Here is an 18932-nt window from a genome sequence, read left to right as displayed (position 1 = left end):
CGCACCCGCGCGGCCCGCGCCGGGTTACCGCTCGATCTGCCGGTTCCAGCGCGTATCCCACTGTGCGCGGCGCGCGTTGATCGCGGCCCAGTCGACCACCGTCACCTTGCGCACCAGGTCGTCGACGTTGCCGAGGCTCTGCTGCATCGCGGCGGGCATCTTCGCGAGACGGTTGGTCGGGATCTGCTTGCCGGCCTCGGCGGCCTTCGTCTGCGCGGGCGCGGACAGCAGGAACTGCGCGAGCTTCTGCGCAAGCTGCGGGTCGGGATTGTTCGCGACCACGCACAGGTCGACGAGCAGCAGAACGGGGCCTTCCTTCGGGTTCGCATACGCGACGGGAATGCCCTTGTCCTGCAGGTCGCCGACGCCCGTCGGCGTGAGCGGGAACAGGCCGGCTTCGCCGGTCTGCACCATCTCGGAGATCTTCGCCGAGTTCGGGATGTACTCGACGACGTTCGGCCCGACCGTGCTTGCCCACTTGCTGAAGCCGGGCTCGACGTTCTGCTCGCTGCCGCCGAGCAGCCGGTTGATCGCGAGGAAGCCGTGCAGCCCGAACGTGCTGCTCGACGCCGACTGGAACACGACCTTGCCCTTGTATTTCGGATCGGCGAAATCCAGCCACGACGTCGGCGGCGCCCAGCCTTTCTCCGCGAACAGCTTCTTGTTGTACGCGATGCCGGTCATCCCGAGCTGCACGCCCGCGCCGGCGTCGTCCTTCATCCGCGCGAACGGGTACAACTCCTTCAGCACCGGCGAATCGTCGAGCTTCTGGCACACGCCGAGGCTGACCGCGCGCGCCATCACGCCGTCGTCGAGGAACGCGACGTGGATCTGCGGCTTGCTGCGGTTCGCGAGCAGCTTCGCGAGCACGTCCGACGACGTGCCGGGCACGACGACGACCTTCACGTTGTTCGCCTTCTCGAAGTCGGGCAGCACCTGGCTCGTATAGGCCTTTTCCATCGGCCCGCCGTTCATGCCGATGTAGATCGTCTTCGTTTGCGCGAACGCGGGCGCGCCGGCGCCAGCCATGCAGAGTGCGGCTGCGGCCGCGATCGTACCGAGCAGTTTCATCGAGAGGTCTCCTCTTGGGGGAAAGGGGTGGTCGGCGCGGCTTGGCGGAAGAAGCGGCCGATCGAGAATGCATCGAGTGGCGTGGCGGTTTCGCCGGTCGTGACGAGATCGGCGAGCACGTCGCCGACGCCCGGCGCGAGCAGGAAGCCGCCGCCGGAGAAACCGAACGCATGCAGCAGGCGCGGCGTCGTGCGGCTCGCGCCGATGATCGGGTTGTGGTCGGGCGTACAGCCTTCGACGCCGCTCCACGTGCGGATCAGCAGCGCGTCGCGCAGCGCGGGCAGCAGCGCGCACGCGTCGCGCATCACCGCGCGCGTCGTATCGACCGACGGCTGGCCGAATTCGCCGTCGCCACGGCCGCGTCCGCCGCCGATCACGCAATTGCCGCGCGCGACCTGCCGCGCGTACACGCCGCCGCCGTACACGCCGAGGTTGTGCGTGATGAACGGCGGCAGCGGTTCGGTCACCCACATGTTCGGGTAGATCGGCTCCATCGGCACGGCTTCGCCGAAGCGTTCGGCGATCGTGTTCGCCCATGCGCCGGCCGAGTTGATCAGCCATGTCGCGGTGCCGGCCTGGCCGCCCGCCTGAAAGTGAAAGCGCGTGCCGTCGTGCCGGACGTCGTCGACCGGCGTGTGCTCGAACACGTCCGCGCCTGCCGCGCGGGCCGCGCGCGCGAACGCGGGCGATACGAGGCGCGGGTTCGCATGGCCGTCGGTTTCGCACAGCGAGCCGCCGAGCGCCGCGCGGCCGAGCCACGGATAACGACGGCGGAACGCGTCGCCGCGCATCACGTGCAGCGGCAGGCCGTGCGCGCCGGCAAGCGCGGCGTATGCGTCGAGCGCGTCGAGATCGGCGTCGCTGCGCGCGAGCCGCAAGTGGCCCGACACGACGAATTCGCCGTCGATGCCGATCAGCTCGGGCAGGCGATCCCAGATGCGCCGCGCGCGCAGCGCGAGCGGCAATTGTTCCGCCGGGCGGCCCTGGCAGCGCACGCCGCCGTAGTTCACGCCGCTCGCCTGCGCGCCGCAGTCGCGCCGCTCGAACAGCCCGACGCGCAGGCCGCGCCGCGTCAGCGCGAGCGCAGCCGATGCGCCGACGAGGCCGCCGCCGACGATCGCGACGTCGTAATGCCGGATCTCACTCATCGCGCGCCTCGTCGGGAATCGCCGCGACGTCGTCGCCCGCGAGCGCGGCCGAGATCGGGAACGGCTTCACGGGCGGTTGCGCGCGCAACCGGCCGACCTCGGCGAGCGGGCGGCCGGTTTCGGCGGCCAGTACGAGCGCGGCCGCGTCGCCGCACATGCGGCCCTGGCAGCGGCCCATCCCGACGCGCGTCAGCGCCTTCAGCCGGTTGAGTTCGGTCGCCGCGCCGCCACGGATGCAGCGGCGCAGCGTGCCCGCGTCGATCTCTTCGCAGCGGCACACGATCGTGTCGTCGGCGCAGCGCGCGGCCTGCTCGACGGGCGGCGCGAACGCCGCTTCGAGGCCCGCGCGGAACGCGCCGACGCGCGCGAGCGTGCGTTCGAGGGTCGCCGCGTCAGGCTTGCCGGACGGTGATGGCGACGCGATGCCGGCGTCGTCGAGCAATGCGAGCGCCGCGCGCCGGCCCGACGCTTCGGCCGCATCGGCGCCCGCGATGCCCGCGCCGTCGCCCGCGACGTAAATGCCGCGCACCGACGTGCGGCCGGCCGCGTCGCGCTCGGGCAGCCATGCGTGGTTGACAGGATCGAAACCGAACCGGCAGCCGGCGAGATCGGCGAGCTGCGTTTCCGAACGCAGGCCGAAGCCGAGGCCGAGCGCATCGCAGTCGAGCAGGCGCGGCGGCGCATCGCCGCCGGCCGCGCGCCACGCGAGCCCCGTCACATGCTGTTCGCCGAGCACGCGTTCGAGCGTGACGCCCGTTTCGATCGCGACACCATGCGCGCGCAGCCAGCCGATGTAGTAGAGCCCCTTCGCGAACGTCGACGGCATGCGCAGCAGCGCGGGCGCGGCGGCAGCCTGGCGGCGCAGCGGGCTCGTGTCGAGCACGGCCGCGACCTGCGCGCCGGCCTTCGCATACTGGTACGCGACGAGGTAAAGCAGCGGCCCGGTGCCCGCGAACACGATGCGTCGGCCGATCGCGCAGCCCTGCGCCTTCAGCGCGACTTGCGCGCCGCCGAGCGTATAGACGCCCGCGAGCGTCCAGCCCGGCACGGGCAGCATGCGGTCGGTCGCGCCGCTCGCGACGATCAGGTGCGAGCACGGTACGGTAATTTCGCGGCCGTCCTGCAGCGTATCGACGCGGCCCGCGCCGCAGGCCCACGCGAGCGTGTTCGGCCGGTAATCGACGTGCGGCAGCAGCGCGGCCATCGTCCGGTGCACGGCGTCGGCCTTCGCGGCTTCGAACCCGTACAGCGTGCGCTTGCCGCGCGCGAAGCCGCCGTCGGCCGGCGGTTGACGATAAATCTGCCCGCCCCAGCGCGCGTTCTCGTCGATCACGACGGGGCGCAGCCCCGCGTCGACCAGCGCCTCGGCCGCACGTACGCCGGCCGGGCCCGCGCCGACGATCACCGGTTGCAGGGCGGCGTTCATTGCGTGTCTCCGGTCGCGGCCGGCTGCGCGCCGGTGAGAATCCGCATGCCTTCGACGATCGGCGTCGAGCATGCGCGCACGCGCGCGCCGGCCTCGGTGCGCACCCAGCAGTCCTGGCATGCGCCGATCAGGCAGAAGCCCGCGCGCGGCTGGCCGCTGAATTCGCTGACGCGCACGCGGCGCTGCGCGACGAGGATCGCGGTGAGTACGGTGTCGCCGGCGAGCGCGTGCGCGGGGCGGCCGTCGAGAATGAACGCAACGGCGGCGCGCTCGCGTTCGGCGACGCGCACGAACTGCGCGCCGTCGGCCGGGTCGCTTGGGGAGCGGGAAACGGGAGTCGACATCAGTGTTGACCGATCAGGATGCGATTCAAGCCGTACACGCGATCGAGCAGCAGCATCGCGCCGGCGGTGATGAAGATGACGAGCGCCGACACCGACGCCATCATCGGGTCGATCGACTCGGTCGCGTACATGTACATGCGCACGGGCAGCGTGACCGTCTGCGGCGACGTGACGAAGATCGACATCGTCAGTTCGTCGAAGCTGTTGATGAACGCGAGCAGCCATCCGCCCGTGATGCCGGGCACGATCATCGGCAGCGTGATGCGGCGGAACGTCGTCCACGGGTCCGCGCCGAGCGAGCACGCGGCCTGCTCGATGCTGCGGTCGAGGCCCGCGACCGACGCGAGCACGAGCCGCATCACGAACGGCGTGATGACGATCATGTGCGCGAGCACGAGCCACGCGAACGAGCCGGTCGCGCCGATCAGCGCGAAGAAGCGCAACAGTGCGATGCCGAGCACGAGGCCGGGGATCACGAGCGGCGACAGCAGCAAGCCGTTCAGGAATGCGCGGCCTGGAAACGCCGCGCGGCCGATGGCAAGGCCCGCCGGCAACGCGATCGCAAGCGACAGCGTCGCCGACGCGAACGCGAGCTTCAGGCTGTTGAAGAACGCGGTGACGAAGTCGGGATAGTCGAGGATCGCGCGGAACCAGCGCAGCGACAACCCGCGGGCCGGCAGCGTCAGCGTTTCGTCGGGCGTGAACGCGACCAGCACGACGATGACGAGCGGTGCGAGCACGAACAGGATCACGAGCGTGTGGAACGCAAGGGCGAAGGGGCCGTTCTTTCTCATCGCGATGCGCCTCCGAGGCTGCGCGCGTAGCGGCGTTCGAGTACGCGGTAGTAGGTGAGCATCACGACGAGGTTCGCGACCAGCAGCAGCACCGCGATCGTCGCGCCGAGCGGCCAGTTCAGCGAGCCGAGGAATTCGTCGTAGACGGCCGTGGCCGCGACCTTCAGCCGGCGCCCGCCGAGCAGGCCGGGAATCGCGAACGCGCTGGCCGACAGCCCGAACACCATCAGGCTGCCCGACAGTACGCCCGGCATGAGCTGCGGCAGCACGATGCGCCGCAGCGTCGTGAACGGCGACGCGCCGAGCGACAGTGCCGCGTGCTCGGTCTGCGGATCGAGCCGCTGCAGTGCGGTCCACACGGGAATCACCATGAACGGGAGCATCACGTGCACCAGCGCGATCACGATCGCGAAGGTCGTGTATTCGAGCTTGTACGGCCCGAGGCCGACGAGCCCGAGCGCCTGGTTCACGAGCCCGCTCGTGTTCAGCAGCATGCTCCAGCCGAACGCGCGCACGACGACCGACACGAGCAGCGGCGCGAGGATCGCGAGCAGGAACAGCGAGCGCCACGGGTCGCGCATTTTCGACAGCACGTACGCTTCCGGCGTGCCGATCGCGACGCAGATCGCGGTCGTGAGCGCGGCGATCCCGAACGTGCGCAGGAAGATCGTGTGGAAGTACGACGAGCCGAGCACTTCCGCGTAGTTGCCGAACTGGAACGCGGCAATCGGCCCGGTGGCCGGATCGAAGCGGTAGAACGTCAGCACGAACGTCATCGCGAGCGGCACGAGCACGAGCGCGGCGAACAGCACGAACGCGGGCGCGCACATCAGCCACAGCGGCGCGTGCGCGCGCCATGTTGCGTGCAGCATGCGCTCGGTGGCGGGGCGTGCCGGCATGACATCGGGCGTAGCGGATCGCGCGAGGCCGGCCGTCGCGCCGTCGGTGGGCAGCGGGCGGGAAGGCTGGCGCATTCAGGCCTCCCGGCGCATCACGCGCACCGCGTCGCTGTGCCAGTCGATGCCGACCGGCGCGCCTTCCGCGAGCGGCTCCGCGCCTTCGTTCTGGCAGCACACGAGCACTTCGCCGAGCGCGCTGTCGACGCGGTACAGCCACTGGCTGCCGAGGAAGAAGCGGCTCGTGACCGTCGCGGCGAAGCGGCCTGCATCGGGCGCGCACAGCCGCAGCTTCTCGGGGCGGATGCAGACCGACACGGCGTCGCCGACGCGCATGTCGCGTTCGCGCGGCGGCAGGTGCGCGGTGCGGCCCGTCTCGGCGAGGTCGTGCCCGAGATCGATGCGGATCGCGTTGCCGTCGTGCGCGACGATCGTGCCGGGCAGCAGGTTCGCCTTGCCGATGAACTGCGACACGAAGCGGTTTTCCGGGCGCTCGTATGCGCGGTACGGCGTGTCGGTCTGCGTGATGCGGCCGGCTTCCATCACGACCACGCGGTCGCTGATCGACAGCGCTTCCGATTGATCGTGCGTGACCATGATCGTCGTCGTGCCGATCTTGCGCTGGATTGCGCGCAGTTCGAACTGCATGTCCTCGCGCAGCTTCGCGTCGAGGTTCGACATCGGTTCGTCGAGCAGCAGCACCGGCGGCTCGATCACGACCGCGCGCGCGATCGCGACGCGCTGCCGCTGGCCGCCCGACAGCTCGCGCGGAAAGCGGTGCGCGAGCGAATCCAGGCGCACCAGTGCGAGCGCCGCGCGGATGCGCTCCGCGCGCTCGGCCTTGTCGACGCCGCGCATGTCGAGGCCGAAGCCGACGTTCTCCGCGACGCTCATGTGCGGAAACAGCGCATAGCTCTGGAACACGATGCCGAGCCCGCGGCGGTTCGGCTTCAGGTGCGTGATGTCCTGCCCGTCGAGCGCGATGCGGCCGCGCGTGACGTCGACGAAGCCGGCGATCATCTGCAGCGTGGTGGTCTTGCCGCAGCCCGACGGCCCGAGCAGCGACACGAATTCGCCTTGTTCGACCGACAGGTTGACGTCGGCGACGGCGGTGAGCTCGCCGAAGGTTTTCGTCAGATCCGTAAGCGTGAGAAACGACATGAGGAGCTCCGGGTTCGCGCACCGCGTAGCCGGTGCGCCAATGACGCGGACTCTAGCCAGCCATATTTCGGAGCGTCAATTTCGAATTCTGCTGAACGGGATGAATTTCCGAAAAATTCCGTTGATCGGAATGGATCGGAGAATCGCGCGAAAATCGTTCCGATGGATGAAGGGTGGCCGGACCGCGAAACGCGCACGTCAATCCCGTGCACACCCGGATGCCCGGGGAATTTCGGCCGGACGACAATGGCGGCTTACCGTATTCCGTTCAATGAAATCGTCGAGGAGAGCCGGCATGCAGGAACCCCTTTCGTCCGGAATGCGCGGCACGCCCGCCGCGCGCGCGCCGGGCGCCGACGAGCAAGCCGATCCGGCCGGCGCGCCGGGCACCGGCATGCTGCAGCGCGCGTTCGCGATCCTGCGTGCGCTGGCCGGCATGCAGCAGGACGGCGTGCGCGTCACGCATCTCGCGAAGGCCGTCGGCCTCACGCAGGGCACCGCGCACCGGATCCTGCAATCGCTGATCGCCGAAGGGATGGTCGAGCAGGACGAGCAGTCGAAGCTGTACCGGCTGAGCGTCGACTTCTTTGCGCTCGCCGCGCTGGCCGGCAACCCGAGCAGCATGCGCACGCTGTGCCGTCCCGCGTTGCTGCGGCTGTGCGCGAGCCTCGGCGAGACGATCTTCCTGCTCGTGAAGAGCGGTTTCGACGCGGTGTGTCTCGACCTGTGCGAAGGGCCGTTCCCGATCCGCTCGTTTACCGGCGACATCGGCGGACGCATCGCGCTCGGCGTCGGGCAGGGCAGCCTCGCGATCCTCGCGTTCCTGCCCGAAGCCGAACGCGAGGAAGTGATCCGCTTCAACGTGCCGCGCATCCGCGGCTACGGCGTGCTCGACGAGGTGTACCTGCGCACCGAGATCGAACGCGTGCGGCAGCTCGGCTACGCGGGCCGCAACAGCGGCGTGCTCGACGGGATGGCCGGCGTCGCGGTGCCGATCCTCGATCGCACCGGTTACCCGGTCGGCGCGCTGAGCGTCGGCACGCTCGCGTCGCGCCTCGGCGACGACCGGATGCCGATGGTCGTCGAACTGCTGCGGCGCCAGGCCGACGCGATCGGGCCGCGCACCAACCCGTTCGACGCCGCGTTGCGGCGGCCGATGCACGGGTTATCCGGGAAAACCGTATAGGCGCTTCGCGCGTCGCCGTTCCGTCAGCTTGCTGACGCGAGCCAGTCGGTCGATGAGAACGCGATTCTCGAGCGTGTGAATGAAGTCGCGGAACGCATGATCGAACGCGGCGGGTTGCGTCATCTGCTCCACGAACCGGCGACGCTGTGGGGGCGAAGTCACTACTGAACCGCGCGCGGATGACGCAATGACGTCGACGCCGAAAACCGGTCAGATCATGCGCCTGCGCATGTCCGATTGACCGGGACATGTTTCATGGTTTGTCCAGCACGGCGATACAGTCGATTTCCACGAGGAAGTCGGGATTCGGCAACGACACCACGATAGCGGTACTTCGGGCCGGGTATTTCCCGGCCTGGAAATAGCCCGCGTAGATGCGGTTCATCTCCTTGAAATCCTCACGCCGAACGAGCATCACATCCACTTTCACGACGCGGTCCCAGCCGGTGCCCGCGGCTTTCAGGATGCCTGTGATGTTCTCCATCGCCTGATTCATCTGTTTGGTGAAGTCGCCAACCGCGAGCTTTCCGTTCCTGTCATAGGCGGGAATGCCCGAAACGAACAGGAAATTCCCGGCTTTGACGGCCGGGGCGAGCGGCACGGGGATCACGTACTGATCGGCGGCCTGCACGTATTCAAGCGGTGTTCGTGCGGATGCGGCTTGCTGCCCGGTTGGCATTGTGCAGCCGCATAGAAGACCGGACCCAATGAATCCGGCAAGCAGGAAGCGCGTTCGCATCGTATTTTCTCCAGGAGTCGGTCCCGTGCGCGACCCGGCCGATGGCGCTCTGCCAGACAGTGGGTCGTGATCTCCTTCACACAGTTTAGGAAATCGAACGGAGAGCAGTTGAGCTTCGACGGAGACTGCGGCGTGCGATGGCGGTGGCCTGTTTGTCCGACGAAAGCAGTCGGCTGACGATCGGGATCGAGCGGCTGAAGTGCTTCGTCAAGCGACATCTACGGCAACTCGGGAAACCTGTCCCGCATCGGCAAGCGGGCTTGCGAAAACGAAAGAGGGGCGTCGCGAGCGCATGAGCGACGCCCCTTCGAGTTTGCCGTCGGGTGCGGCCGACGCGCGCTCGGTTGTCGATATCGAACGAAAAATACTTTGTGGTCGGCTCGCGCTTGCGCGTTTCGTCAGCGTCGGGCAACGCAACAATGCCGATGGTTGGCCGGCGGCGGACATGCTAGGATTTCTCTCAAACAACTCCGGAGACTGCTATGCCGTTCATCTGCGAAAACGTTGAATGTCGTGCCGTACTGGCTCGCGGGCAGGTCAGGTCCAGGCAAGAGGACGACGGGTGGTGCTTCTACTGCCCCGACTGCAATGCGAGGAACGAGTTGAAGGATATCGGTGCACCTGGCGGTCCGGTCGAGTTGGTTCAGCCGGAAAGGCCGAATCTTCCGCACAAGGTCATAGCGACGGCCCGACCATTGGAGGACGGCAGATATGCAGCGCAATTGCGCGTTCAGCGGGCACTCGGCGTGAAAGGAACGTACGCGGCCGAAGAGCACTGGGAGCAGCTCGGCGTGTTTCCGGATGCGCAAGAGGCCGTCGCACATGCGAAGTCTTTCGCAACGGAACTGCTGGAACGAACGGCGTAGTCGGAAGCGGTACGCCGGATTGCGCGATACCTGGCCATGCGCGGATCGGTACGGGAGGCCCACGACCGTGGGTCCGCGCGACATGCTGGTGCTGTGCGCATGCGTAAGTGGGCGCCTCATCCCGCCGAATACCCCACCAAGCAAGAGGTGACTAACCTCGATTCACGCAGCACCGCTGGCCGTGAGCTTGACGAATAGTCGCGCTGCTTCGTTGCCATGGGACAAGGCGCGCAGTGCAAGGGCGAGCGCCAGCTGTGCGTCGTGCGTGGCCGCGCTTCGATCCTGCTCGAAGAGCTTGACGGCGTGGCGCATATGCTGCGCCGCTTGCGTGTGGAGCTCGACGGCCGCCGCATGAAGTTTTGCCACGTCCGCGGCACTTGCGGCCGAGCCGGTCGATGACGGCGTTGTCGATGGCGTATTGGCGCCGTGCGCGCCGGCGTCGTGTGCCTGATCGATCGCATGCAACGTGTGACCGTGGGCCATCATCGCCTGATGTGCAGCGTGGGCGAAGTCCTTGCCGTCCTCGAAATGCCGCGACGCCTCGCGGTGATATCGCGCGGCCTGCTCGTGGTGCGACGCCGCGGCTTCCAGATGCCCCTTCTTGCTGTGCTTCGTGTTCATGCCGGCTCCAGTGCAACTTCATGACTGACTCGGATGGCGACCGATTCGAAGACACGGTGGCAGGTCGCAACGACGTTCTAATCTACACGCACTTGCGCCTTGTGTGGCATTTGCGTGTCGCGGGACATCGGCATCGCGTTCGACCCGCTTTTGCATCGGGTTGTCGTGGTGACCATGCATAGTACTATCGGTCCGGGCACGCCGTCGGGAACCTGTCGGACTGCTTGCAACTGCGTCGGCCAGGAACAAGAATTGCCGAGTCGGGCCACCGAATCTCCGTGAGCCCCTCCGGCGGATTTCTCGCGTCAGACAGTCAAGCAGCTTCCAACAACACGATGATTCCCAACATCAGCCATGGCATTTTTGCTTTGGTCCATGAATACGCCATTTTTTGGAAGCCAGCGCAATGAACTCATCGAAACGCGATTCGAGCCGGCCTGACGTGCTGATTATCGGCGGCGGGCCCGCTGGCGCGACGGCGGCGGCCTTCCTGACGATGAAAGGACGCGACGTTGTGCTCGTGGAGAAGGAAGCACATCCGCGCTTCCATATCGGCGAAAGCCTGCTACCACGCAACCTCGACATTTTCGAGCGGCTCGGTGTTCTGGATCAGGTACGAGAGATCGGTATCCATAAGCCGGGTGCGGAGTTCGTCTCGGACCGTACGGGTCGCAGCTGCGCGTTTCCGTTCGAAAACGCACTGAATCGAGACCGTACGCACGCGTGGCAAGTACGGCGTGCGGACCTCGATGCCTTGTTGTTCAGACACGCCGCCGCGCGCGGGGCCGAGTGTTTCGAGCGTACTCGTGTCACGAAAATCAATCTGGACGATACCGGCGGACGTCACGTCGTGTCCGCGCAGGACGAATCGGGCGACACCCGCGAATGGCATCCGCGCTACGTGCTCGACGCTTCGGGCCGCGATACGTTTCTCGCGTCGCGGATGAAGGTCAAGACCTCGAACAAGTACAACAACACGGCGGCCGTTTATGCGCATTTCACTGGTGTAGAGCGTCGTGAAGGCGAACTCGCGGGCTACATCAGCATTCATCTTGCGGAGGATGGCTGGTTCTGGCTGATCCCGCTACCCGATGACACAATGAGCATCGGTTTTGTCGGCGATCAATCGGCGTGGAAAGGGCGCAAGGGCACGCCGACCGAACTGCTGACCGAGCGTATCGCTTCAAGCCCGACCGTCGCGGCTCGCACGCAAGGCGCACAGCGCGTATCGGACGTCTACAGCACGGCCAATTACAGCTATCGCGCGCGAGAGGGCAGCGGTAACGGTTTTCTGATGATCGGCGATGCCTACGGATTTGTCGATCCGATGTTCTCGACCGGCGTATTGATGGCGATGACTGGCGGAGAACTCGGCGCGCAGGCCGCCCACGTTTGGCTCGACGATCCGGTACGAGGAAAGAAGCTTGCGCAAGCCGCCAACCGGGAGTTGACAGAGGCAATGGATCGGATCAGTTGGCTGATCTATCGAGTGAACGATCCTGTCATGCGTACGCTTTTCATGGCACCGTCCAATCGCCTGTGGATGCGAGACGGCATCGTCAATCTGCTGGCAGGAAATCTCCGGGGGAGCTGGCGCGCCGCACTGCCGGTGATGTGTTTCAAGGCCGTGTATCACGTGCTCTCGGCACTGCACCGCCGTGGAATCGAGATTGCGCTGCCGGAGACGCCCGCGCCTGGAACCTGATCGGACTGGATACCCGGACCCGCTCGGTAGCGACCGCTTGCCGATTGCGCATCGGACAGTGCCGAAAGCATCGGCGACGGACCGCAATGGGGTGTCAAGCGACGTGCACCACGATCCACGAAGAGTTCCTTGCATCGACGACCCATTTGCCGGAAACGAAGAAGGGGCGTCGCGTGTTGATGCGCGACGCCCCTTCGCGTTTTCCGGCGGGCGCGACCGGGCGCGTTTTCAGTCGTAGATGTCGAACGAGAAACACTTCTTCGCGATGCGCTGGCAGGTGCCGTCCTGGGTCAGGCCCGTGAGCACGGGCGTATCGGCCGACATCAGTGCAGACAGACAGGCGCCCACCGCACATGCGAACGCTACGTGAGCGACGGCTGCTGCCACGATCGATGCATCAACCGTCGCCAAGTCCATTACTTCACCTTGAACGAATAGTCGCCGTGTGTGCGATGTCCGTCCGACGCGACTGCGACCCAATGCACCGTGTACGTGTCGGGCGGCAACGTCGGCAGCGCAACATGTATCGACTTCCTGTCGTTCGGATCGACTTCGGCCTTTGCAGTATTCACTTGTTTGCCATTTGAATTGCTGACGTTCAGCGAACTGAACGCGGGCTCGAGCGGTCCGTCGAACGCGATCGCCACACTCGCCGGTGCCGCCACTTCGGCTCCCGCCGACGGTGACTGTTTTTGCGGAAACACATGGGCGGATGCCATCGACGCGATCAAGATACCTGTAGCGATGGCTGCTGCGCGCATACCGTGACGAAGTCGTTTGAGTGCAGGCATGGCTATTCCCCTTTGCCGAACAATGGCTTGCCAAGCGAGTGGGGCATCACGTCGTCCAGAAACAGGTGTGCCTGAAACAGGACGCCAACGCCCTTTCCGCTTGCATGGTTGACAGGAATGACCGCTTCGGCGCCAAACTGGCCCCATCGGTTGAGCCAGAGCAGGCCGGGATTGATGCTGCCGGTTGTATGTCCCGAACAGGGGCCACCAGTGCAGGTGCTCATCGGGAACTCGACGACCGGGATCAGGTTGCTGAACGGTGCCTTGAGCCCCACGTCCTGCACGAAATTCTGCAGATACGGCAGGCTGTATTGCACGGTGACGCCCCAGCTCAACGAATCCGGGTCGGCGTTGTTCATCGTCAGGCGCGGACCGATGGTCCCGGTGATCGCGAGCGGTTTCAGATACTTCAGGCTATCCGGCAAATCGCCGAATCCCTTGCCGACGTATAGCGTCGGCGTGATCGCCGAGTGTGGATCGGCGATCGACGTTGCGCCGGTGCCGCCCAGTTCCGCGATCGCGCCAACGGAGGCCATGAACTCGTGCTTTTCGTTGACGTAGAAGCGGTATTTGGCACCGATCGCGAAGTTGTCGAAGCCGCGGGCCGAACCGCCATTCGGCGAGTTGACGTTGACGTAGGTTCCCACCACTGAAAGGGCGAAACTGGGCGTGATCAGCTTGTCCCATTCGAGCGACGTCGTGTTGGTGTTCTGCTCGTTACCGTCGTCGGTCAGCGATTTGACATGGCCGAATTCGAGATTGACTTCGTCGCCGACACCGGGGTCGTCGACCGCCATCGTCGCCGGGAAAACCCGGTTGCCGGCAATCGCGTGCGCTGATGCGAGCGATGGAAACAGAAGCGGGATGGCGATGGTCGCCGGAGCAATGAGGGCCGCAAGCATCGGCATGCTGCCGCGTGCAGAAATGATGGTGCGCATGATTCAATCCTTGTGAGAGGCGCTGATGTGCTCGCGAGCCTGTCAAAAGACGCGCGAGGACATGGCGATGCAATGACGCTGCATCGCCGTCGGGCTGACTCGATCAGGATGAAAACGGGGGCGCACGCGGCTGGGCCGCAGCGAAGTGGAAAACGTTATGGGGTGTCTGGAACGCTGGTGCCGACGTGGGATGAATCGGCCAATCCGTCGGCACGAATCCCGAGGTCCCGCCCAGCAACGCGGGCATGTCGGCAAGCAGGCCGCAATACGCGCATGCCTGCCAGTGGCCCGCCTTCTCGGGCAACGATGCGTGGTCGGGACCCGCAACGTCCGCGCCGTTCTGCGCGGTACAGAATGCCCCGGATACAGCGTCGAACTGCCGCTCGGACGAAAGGCTTTGCGATATCGTCGGCGCGAGCGTCGCCATCAGGATTGCAAGCAATCCCAGGATGCTGCCTATCCTCCTGCGAAACAGGGCTGACATGATATGGGTGGAGTCGCACACTCGTCGGCACGTTGCGGGGAGTATGGCATAGGTGCAGGACGGTCCGGATGGGCAAGTTCCCTACTTATGCGTACGCATCGGGAGGTGCTGCGCGCCTGTTCGGACTAGTCGCCGGCGTCTGCCTTTTCATGCTGGCTTTTTCGCGCGCCGCGACCAGCGTCCGGATGTGCGCGCGATCGGCGGCCGTCTCCGGCGTGAAAATCACGAGCGTCAGGTCGGGCCGGCCGTTTACCGCGAACGCCGAGTATTCGAGCGCGATCCGCCCGACGGCCGGATGGCGGATCTCCTTGGTGCCTTCTTCATGCGCGCGGATATCGTGGTCGCGCCACAGTGCGTCGAACTCGGCACTCGTCGCGCGCATCTCGTCGACGAAGGCCTGTACGGTTTGTGTCGCGCCGCCGCGTGCGACATCGCCGCGAAACGCACCCACCGCAAACCGCGCGACCTGTTGCCAGTTCGACTGCGCATCGCGCACGCGCTGATCGACGAAGATCAGCCGCAGGATGTTGCGCTGCTCTGGCGGCAGCGTTGCATAGTCGGTCAGCGTCGCGGCCGCCGCGTCGTTCCATGCAACGACGTCCCATGTCGCCGAACGCACGATCGCGGGGCTCGCTTCGAGCGAATCGAGCACGTGCTGCAGGCGCGGCGTCACGCTGTCGGTCGCGTGGTAGCGCACTTCGGGCGGATGGCCGACGCCGATCAGGAACAGGTGCTCGCGTTCGGCGTCGTTCAGCAGCAGCGCATTCGCGAGCCGGTCCAGCACGTCGACCGACGGCGCACCGCCGCGCCCCTGTTCGAGCCACGTGTACCACGCGGCGCTCACGTGCGCACGCTGCGCGACTTCCTCGCGCCGCAGGCCCGGTGTGCGGCGGCGCGTGACGGGCAGGCCGAGCGCGGCCGGGTCGAGTTTTTCGCGGCGATCCCGAAGGTACGCGCCGAGCAGGTTGTCGGGTCCGTCTGCCATAGCCTGTTAATTCGTTTACCGGTAAACCGTCACGTCTTCACCGCGAGCGGCCGTCGACAGATAGTAATCCTCCATTCCATCCGGAGGTGCTGAACATGCGTGTCTTTGTCACTGGAGCATCGGGATTCGTCGGCTCCGCCGTCGTTGCCGAACTCATTGCCGCCGGGCATTCGGTCCTCGGGCTTGCCCGGTCCGATGCGGCCGCCGCGTTGGTTGCGGCCGCAGGCGCCGACGTCCATCTCGGGTCGCTGGAGGATCTCGACAGCCTGACGCGCGGTGCCGATGTCGCCGATGCGGTGATCCACACGGGATTCAATCACGACTTCTCGCGCTTCGCGCAGAACTGCGAACTCGACCGACGTGCGATCGAGACAATCGGTGCGGTGCTCGCGGGCTCGGCGCGGCCGCTGGTCGTCACGTCGGGCCTCGCGCTCGTCGCGCCCGGCCGCGCGGCGACCGAGGACGATCCGCACGTGCCGGCGTCGCCGACCTATCCGCGTGTGTCCGAAGCCACTGCGGCCGCGCTCGAAGCGCGCGGCGTGCATGCGTCGGTCGTGCGCTTGCCGCCGTCCGTGCACGGCGACGGCGATCACGCGTTCGTGCCGCGCCTGATCGCGGTCGCGAGAGAGAAGGGCGCATCGGCCTATCTCGGCGATGGCGGCAATCGCTGGCCTGCCGTGCACCGGCTCGACGCGGCACGCGTTTATCGGCTCGCGATCGAACGCGGCGCGGCCGGCGCGCGTTATCACGCGGTCGACGATACGGGGGTGCCGTTCCGCGAGATCGCGAAGGTGATCGGCCGCCGGCTGAACGTTCCGGTCGTCGCGAAATCGGTGGCGGAAGCGGGCGAGCACTTCGGCTGGTTTGCGATGTTCGCGGGGATGGATGCGCCCGCAACCAGCGAGCGTACGCGTGCATCGCTCGACTGGGCGCCGACGCAGCCGGGGCTGCTTGCCGATATCGACCGGCCACGGTATTTCGAAAGCTGAGCGGGCGACGCACGCCGTTGTGGGCGGGCGATTCGCGGAGGCGGCCTGCCGCCGGCCGCCCGCCGCGCGTCATTCGACCGGATGCAGATCCTGCAGCAGCGTCGGCACGAGTTCCGACACGGTCGGGTGGATGTGCATCGCGCGGCTGATCGTCGTGTACGGCGCGCCCGCGGCCATCACGTCGAGCATCCCGTGCACGACCTCGTCGCCCGTCACGCCGAGGATCGACGCGCCGAGGATCGCGCAGGTGTCCGCGTCGACGATCACCTTCATGAAACCCTGGCTTCCGCCTTTTTCGACCGCGCGGCCGACGCGCGTCATCGGACGCGTGCCGACGAGCAGCCGGCGGCCCGTCTGCTTCGCTTCCGCGAGCGTCATGCCGACGCGGCCGAGCGGCGGATCGATATACATCGCGTACGCCGTGATGCGGTCGGACACCTTGCGCGGATCGTCGTCGAGCAGGTTGGCCGCGACGATCTCGTAGTCGTTGTACGCGGTGTGCGTGAACGCGCCGCGCCCGTTGCAGTCGCCGAGCGCCCAGATGCCGGGCACGTTCGTGCGCAACTGCTCGTCGACGGTGATATAGCCGCGCGCGTCGGTCTCGATGCCCGCACGGTCGAGCCCGAGATCGTCGGTGTTCGGCACGCGGCCGACCGCGAGCAGCAGATGCGAGCCCGCGACGTCGCGGCCGCCGCCCGCGCAATCGAGGCCGATCGCGATGCCGTCGCCGTCACGCCGTGCGCTCAGGCAGTTCGCGTCGAGCTGCACGTCGATCCCTTCGTTTTCGAGGATCTCGCGCACGGCCTGCGACACGTCGTTGTCCTCGCGGCGGATCAGGCGCGAGCTCTTCTCGACGATCGTGACCTTCGACCCGAAGCGGCGGTACATCTGGCCGAATTCGAGCCCGACGTAGCTGCCGCCGACGATCACGAGATGCTCGGGCAGGAAGTCGACGTCCATCATCGTCGAGTTGGTCAGGTACGGCACCGAATCGAGGCCCGGCATCGGCGGCACTTGCGCGCGTCCGCCGACGTTGATGAAGATGCGTCCCGCTTCGAGCAGTTCGTCGCCCACGCGCACCGCGTCGGCGCGCTCGAACCGGGCATGGCCCTGGAACACGGTCGTGTTCGCGAGCCCGCGCACCCATTGTTCGACGCCGTGGTTCGAGCGGCCGGAGATCTGGTCCTTGCGCGCCTTCACGGCTTTCATGTCGACGGTGACGGGGCCGCCGACCGACACGCCGTATTCGCCGGCGCGCCGCGCGATCTGCGCGGCATACGCGCTCGCGATCAGCGTCTTGGTCGGAATGCAGCCGGTGTTCACGCAAGTGCCGCCGAAGCGGCCGCGTTCGACGATCGCGACTTTCAACCCGGCGGCGGACAGCCGCGCGGCGAGCGGCGGGCCGGCTTGCCCGGTGCCGATGACGATCGCATCGAAGTGTTGCGTCATGATCTCCTCCTGCGCAGGTGCAACGACGGAAGGCGTGCGGGCGAGCCGCGTGCGGCGCGGGCGCACGATCGCGCGACGGCGAGCGCCTATGGTAGACCTGTTGGCGGGCCGTCGCGAGTTGTCGCGATTCGCCTGGCGTGGAACAGGGTTCGCCCGGGCGGCAGTGCGGCGGCTTCCGGCCCCGGGCGATACGGATCCCCATGACGAATCCCCGCGATGCGTCCCTGCATCGACCTTCCGGGGCAGCGTAGCGTCAGGGTTTCGACCGACCGGTTCTCTTCCGCTCCGGTGTCGCGTTGCTTACGTCGACCGGAACAAACGGCGCCTCGAAGTGCTTGACGAGAAAATCGATGAACGCGCGGGCACGAGTCGACTCGTTGCGTTGCCCCGGATAGTAGACGAACAGGTCCGCGGAGGGCAGGACGACGTCGGGCAGCACGAGGCGAAGTCGCCCGCTCTGGATGTATTTGGCGAGATCCCACTCCGAGCGGATCAGGATGCCGTGACCGTCCAGCGCCCAACGCAGCACGATGTCGCCGTCATTGCTGGAGAGCGAGCCGCTGACCTTCAACGCCTCCAGATGATCGTCCTGCATGAATCGCCAGACGCCGAATGGATCGTCGTTCTGCGTATGGATGATGCAGCGGTGACGGGCCAGGTCTTCCTTGCGCTGCGGGACACCGTTTCGCTCGAGATACTTCGGCGACGCGCACAGGAATCGGCGATTGCTCATCAGGCGCCGCGCCCGCAAGCGCTGGTCCGGCAACTCGCCGAACCGGATGGCCAGGTCGAACGCACCTTCGACCAGGTCGACCGGGCGATCGGTAACCACGAACTGGACATCGACGTTCGGATAGCGTTTCGCGAATTCAGACACCAGTGGCGCGATGGTCGTGCGCCCGAAGCCAAGCGTCGCATTGATGCGTAGCCGTCCATGCGGGTCTGCCGGCGTCCCGGCGATCGCGTCCTCCATTTCCCGCACCTGATCGAGAATCTGCGTGGCGTACCGCGCATACATCTCGCCTTCCGGTGTCAGGCTCACACTGCGTGTCGTCCGGTTGACCAGCCGCTTGCCGAACCGGTCCTCGAGAATGCCGAGGCGCTTGGTCGCCGCGGGAGGCGTGATCCCGAGAGACCGGGCTGCTCCCGACAGGCTCTTCAGTTTTGCGAGCTGGATGAAGAACTCGAAGTCGGATGTCGAATCAGTTCTCACTTTTGGTAAAAAATGAAATGAATTGAGGTGAATTATAGGTCGTTCCCCGCGGACTATGCTCCGTCTCGTTGCCGCAGCGTGCATGCAATCGAGATAACCAGCAAACGTGTCAGTCCAGGAGACGCC

Annotated in this window: 21 protein-coding genes; 5 read left to right on the top strand and 16 right to left on the bottom strand. The window is 66.5% G+C overall.

The features are described 5' to 3' along the window. Window positions 1-24 precede the first annotated feature (24 nt). Genes JYG32_RS25070 through JYG32_RS25040 form a run of 7 tightly spaced genes read right to left on the bottom strand, consistent with a single transcriptional unit; the run spans window position 25 to window position 6840 of the window. Window positions 25-1071, bottom strand: a complete 1047-nt coding sequence (locus tag JYG32_RS25070) for an ABC transporter substrate-binding protein (RefSeq protein WP_213267353.1) — start codon at window positions 1069-1071, stop codon at window positions 25-27. Next, on the bottom strand, window positions 1068-2219 hold the full coding sequence (locus tag JYG32_RS25065) for an NAD(P)/FAD-dependent oxidoreductase (protein WP_213267352.1): 1152 nt from the start codon (window positions 2217-2219) through the stop codon (window positions 1068-1070). Before JYG32_RS25065 ends, JYG32_RS25070 begins: the two co-directional genes overlap by 4 nt. Then, window positions 2212-3645 (bottom strand): NAD(P)/FAD-dependent oxidoreductase, encoded by a 1434-nt coding sequence (locus JYG32_RS25060; RefSeq protein ID WP_213267351.1) that lies wholly within the window; start codon window positions 3643-3645, stop codon window positions 2212-2214. The genes JYG32_RS25065 and JYG32_RS25060 overlap by 8 nt, the downstream gene beginning before the upstream one ends. After that, window positions 3642-3989: a (2Fe-2S)-binding protein gene (locus JYG32_RS25055; RefSeq protein WP_213267350.1), complete on the bottom strand. Its 348-nt coding sequence runs from the start codon at window positions 3987-3989 to the stop codon at window positions 3642-3644. The genes JYG32_RS25060 and JYG32_RS25055 overlap by 4 nt, the downstream gene beginning before the upstream one ends. Continuing rightward, window positions 3989-4783, bottom strand: a complete 795-nt coding sequence (locus JYG32_RS25050; protein WP_174382969.1) for an ABC transporter permease — start codon at window positions 4781-4783, stop codon at window positions 3989-3991. Before JYG32_RS25050 ends, JYG32_RS25055 begins: the two co-directional genes overlap by 1 nt. Further along, on the bottom strand, window positions 4780-5757 hold the full coding sequence (locus tag JYG32_RS25045; protein ID WP_213267349.1) for an ABC transporter permease: 978 nt from the start codon (window positions 5755-5757) through the stop codon (window positions 4780-4782). Before JYG32_RS25045 ends, JYG32_RS25050 begins: the two co-directional genes overlap by 4 nt. Then, window positions 5758-6840, bottom strand: a complete 1083-nt coding sequence (locus JYG32_RS25040; RefSeq protein WP_213267348.1) for an ABC transporter ATP-binding protein — start codon at window positions 6838-6840, stop codon at window positions 5758-5760. Window positions 6841-7135: 295 nt separating this feature from the next. On the opposite strand from JYG32_RS25040, the gene JYG32_RS25035 reads away from it, so the two are divergent. Further along, window positions 7136-8026 carry an IclR family transcriptional regulator gene (locus JYG32_RS25035; RefSeq protein ID WP_174382966.1) on the top strand — a complete coding sequence of 297 codons (891 nt, stop codon included), beginning with the start codon at window positions 7136-7138 and terminating at the stop codon, window positions 8024-8026. Window positions 8027-8279: 253 nt separating this feature from the next. Here the strand turns inward: JYG32_RS25035 and JYG32_RS25030 are convergent, their stop codons facing one another. Further along, window positions 8280-8765 (bottom strand): RidA family protein, encoded by a 486-nt coding sequence (locus JYG32_RS25030; protein ID WP_213267347.1) that lies wholly within the window; start codon window positions 8763-8765, stop codon window positions 8280-8282. A gap of 292 nt (window positions 8766-9057) precedes the next feature. Between JYG32_RS25030 and JYG32_RS25025 the strand changes: the two genes are divergently transcribed. Together JYG32_RS25025 and JYG32_RS25020 are read left to right on the top strand one after the other, a co-directional pair. After that, window positions 9058-9273: a hypothetical protein gene (locus tag JYG32_RS25025; RefSeq protein ID WP_174382964.1), complete on the top strand. Its 216-nt coding sequence runs from the start codon at window positions 9058-9060 to the stop codon at window positions 9271-9273. Continuing rightward, on the top strand, window positions 9248-9631 hold the full coding sequence (locus JYG32_RS25020; RefSeq protein WP_213267346.1) for a hypothetical protein: 384 nt from the start codon (window positions 9248-9250) through the stop codon (window positions 9629-9631). Before JYG32_RS25025 ends, JYG32_RS25020 begins: the two co-directional genes overlap by 26 nt. A gap of 162 nt (window positions 9632-9793) precedes the next feature. On the opposite strand, the gene JYG32_RS25015 is transcribed toward JYG32_RS25020, so the two are convergent. After that, window positions 9794-10252 carry a hypothetical protein gene (locus tag JYG32_RS25015; protein WP_174382962.1) on the bottom strand — a complete coding sequence of 153 codons (459 nt, stop codon included), beginning with the start codon at window positions 10250-10252 and terminating at the stop codon, window positions 9794-9796. Between the two features lie 406 nt (window positions 10253-10658). Between JYG32_RS25015 and JYG32_RS25010 the strand changes: the two genes are divergently transcribed. Beyond that, window positions 10659-11957, top strand: a complete 1299-nt coding sequence (locus JYG32_RS25010) for an NAD(P)/FAD-dependent oxidoreductase (protein WP_213267345.1) — start codon at window positions 10659-10661, stop codon at window positions 11955-11957. Between the two features lie 228 nt (window positions 11958-12185). Here JYG32_RS25010 and JYG32_RS25005 read toward each other — a convergent pair whose 3' ends face one another. The 5 genes from JYG32_RS25005 to JYG32_RS24985 form a co-directional block, all read right to left on the bottom strand. Continuing rightward, a complete protein-coding gene (locus JYG32_RS25005; RefSeq protein ID WP_174382960.1) occupies window positions 12186-12374 on the bottom strand; it encodes a hypothetical protein in 189 nt (62 codons plus the stop codon). Next, window positions 12374-12748: a copper resistance CopC family protein gene (locus JYG32_RS25000; RefSeq protein WP_249744873.1), complete on the bottom strand. Its 375-nt coding sequence runs from the start codon at window positions 12746-12748 to the stop codon at window positions 12374-12376. The genes JYG32_RS25005 and JYG32_RS25000 overlap by 1 nt, the downstream gene beginning before the upstream one ends. Window positions 12749-12750: 2 nt before the next feature. Further along, entirely contained in the window at window positions 12751-13686 is a 936-nt protein-coding gene (locus JYG32_RS24995) for a hypothetical protein (protein WP_213267344.1), read from the bottom strand. Window positions 13687-13789: 103 nt separating this feature from the next. Continuing rightward, window positions 13790-14170, bottom strand: coding sequence for a DUF2946 domain-containing protein (locus JYG32_RS24990; RefSeq protein WP_174382957.1), 381 nt, complete (start codon window positions 14168-14170; stop codon window positions 13790-13792). 85 nt (window positions 14171-14255) lie between these two features. Beyond that, on the bottom strand, window positions 14256-15155 hold the full coding sequence (locus tag JYG32_RS24985) for a helix-turn-helix transcriptional regulator (protein WP_213267343.1): 900 nt from the start codon (window positions 15153-15155) through the stop codon (window positions 14256-14258). Between the two features lie 95 nt (window positions 15156-15250). Here JYG32_RS24985 and JYG32_RS24980 point away from each other — a divergent pair, with 95 nt between their 5' ends. Continuing rightward, window positions 15251-16144 carry an SDR family oxidoreductase gene (locus JYG32_RS24980; RefSeq protein ID WP_213267342.1) on the top strand — a complete coding sequence of 298 codons (894 nt, stop codon included), beginning with the start codon at window positions 15251-15253 and terminating at the stop codon, window positions 16142-16144. Between the two features lie 69 nt (window positions 16145-16213). On the opposite strand, the gene JYG32_RS24975 is transcribed toward JYG32_RS24980, so the two are convergent. After that, window positions 16214-17593, bottom strand: coding sequence for an FAD-containing oxidoreductase (locus JYG32_RS24975; protein WP_213267341.1), 1380 nt, complete (start codon window positions 17591-17593; stop codon window positions 16214-16216). 253 nt (window positions 17594-17846) lie between these two features. Further along, window positions 17847-18806 carry a LysR family transcriptional regulator gene (locus JYG32_RS24970; protein ID WP_174382955.1) on the bottom strand — a complete coding sequence of 320 codons (960 nt, stop codon included), beginning with the start codon at window positions 18804-18806 and terminating at the stop codon, window positions 17847-17849. Between the last annotated feature and the right edge of the window lie 126 nt (window positions 18807-18932).

It is taken from the genome of Burkholderia pyrrocinia (genome assembly GCF_018417535.1).
GTDB lineage: Bacteria > Pseudomonadota > Gammaproteobacteria > Burkholderiales > Burkholderiaceae > Burkholderia > Burkholderia pyrrocinia_E.
This window is presented reverse-complemented; position numbering and strand designations above follow the sequence as displayed.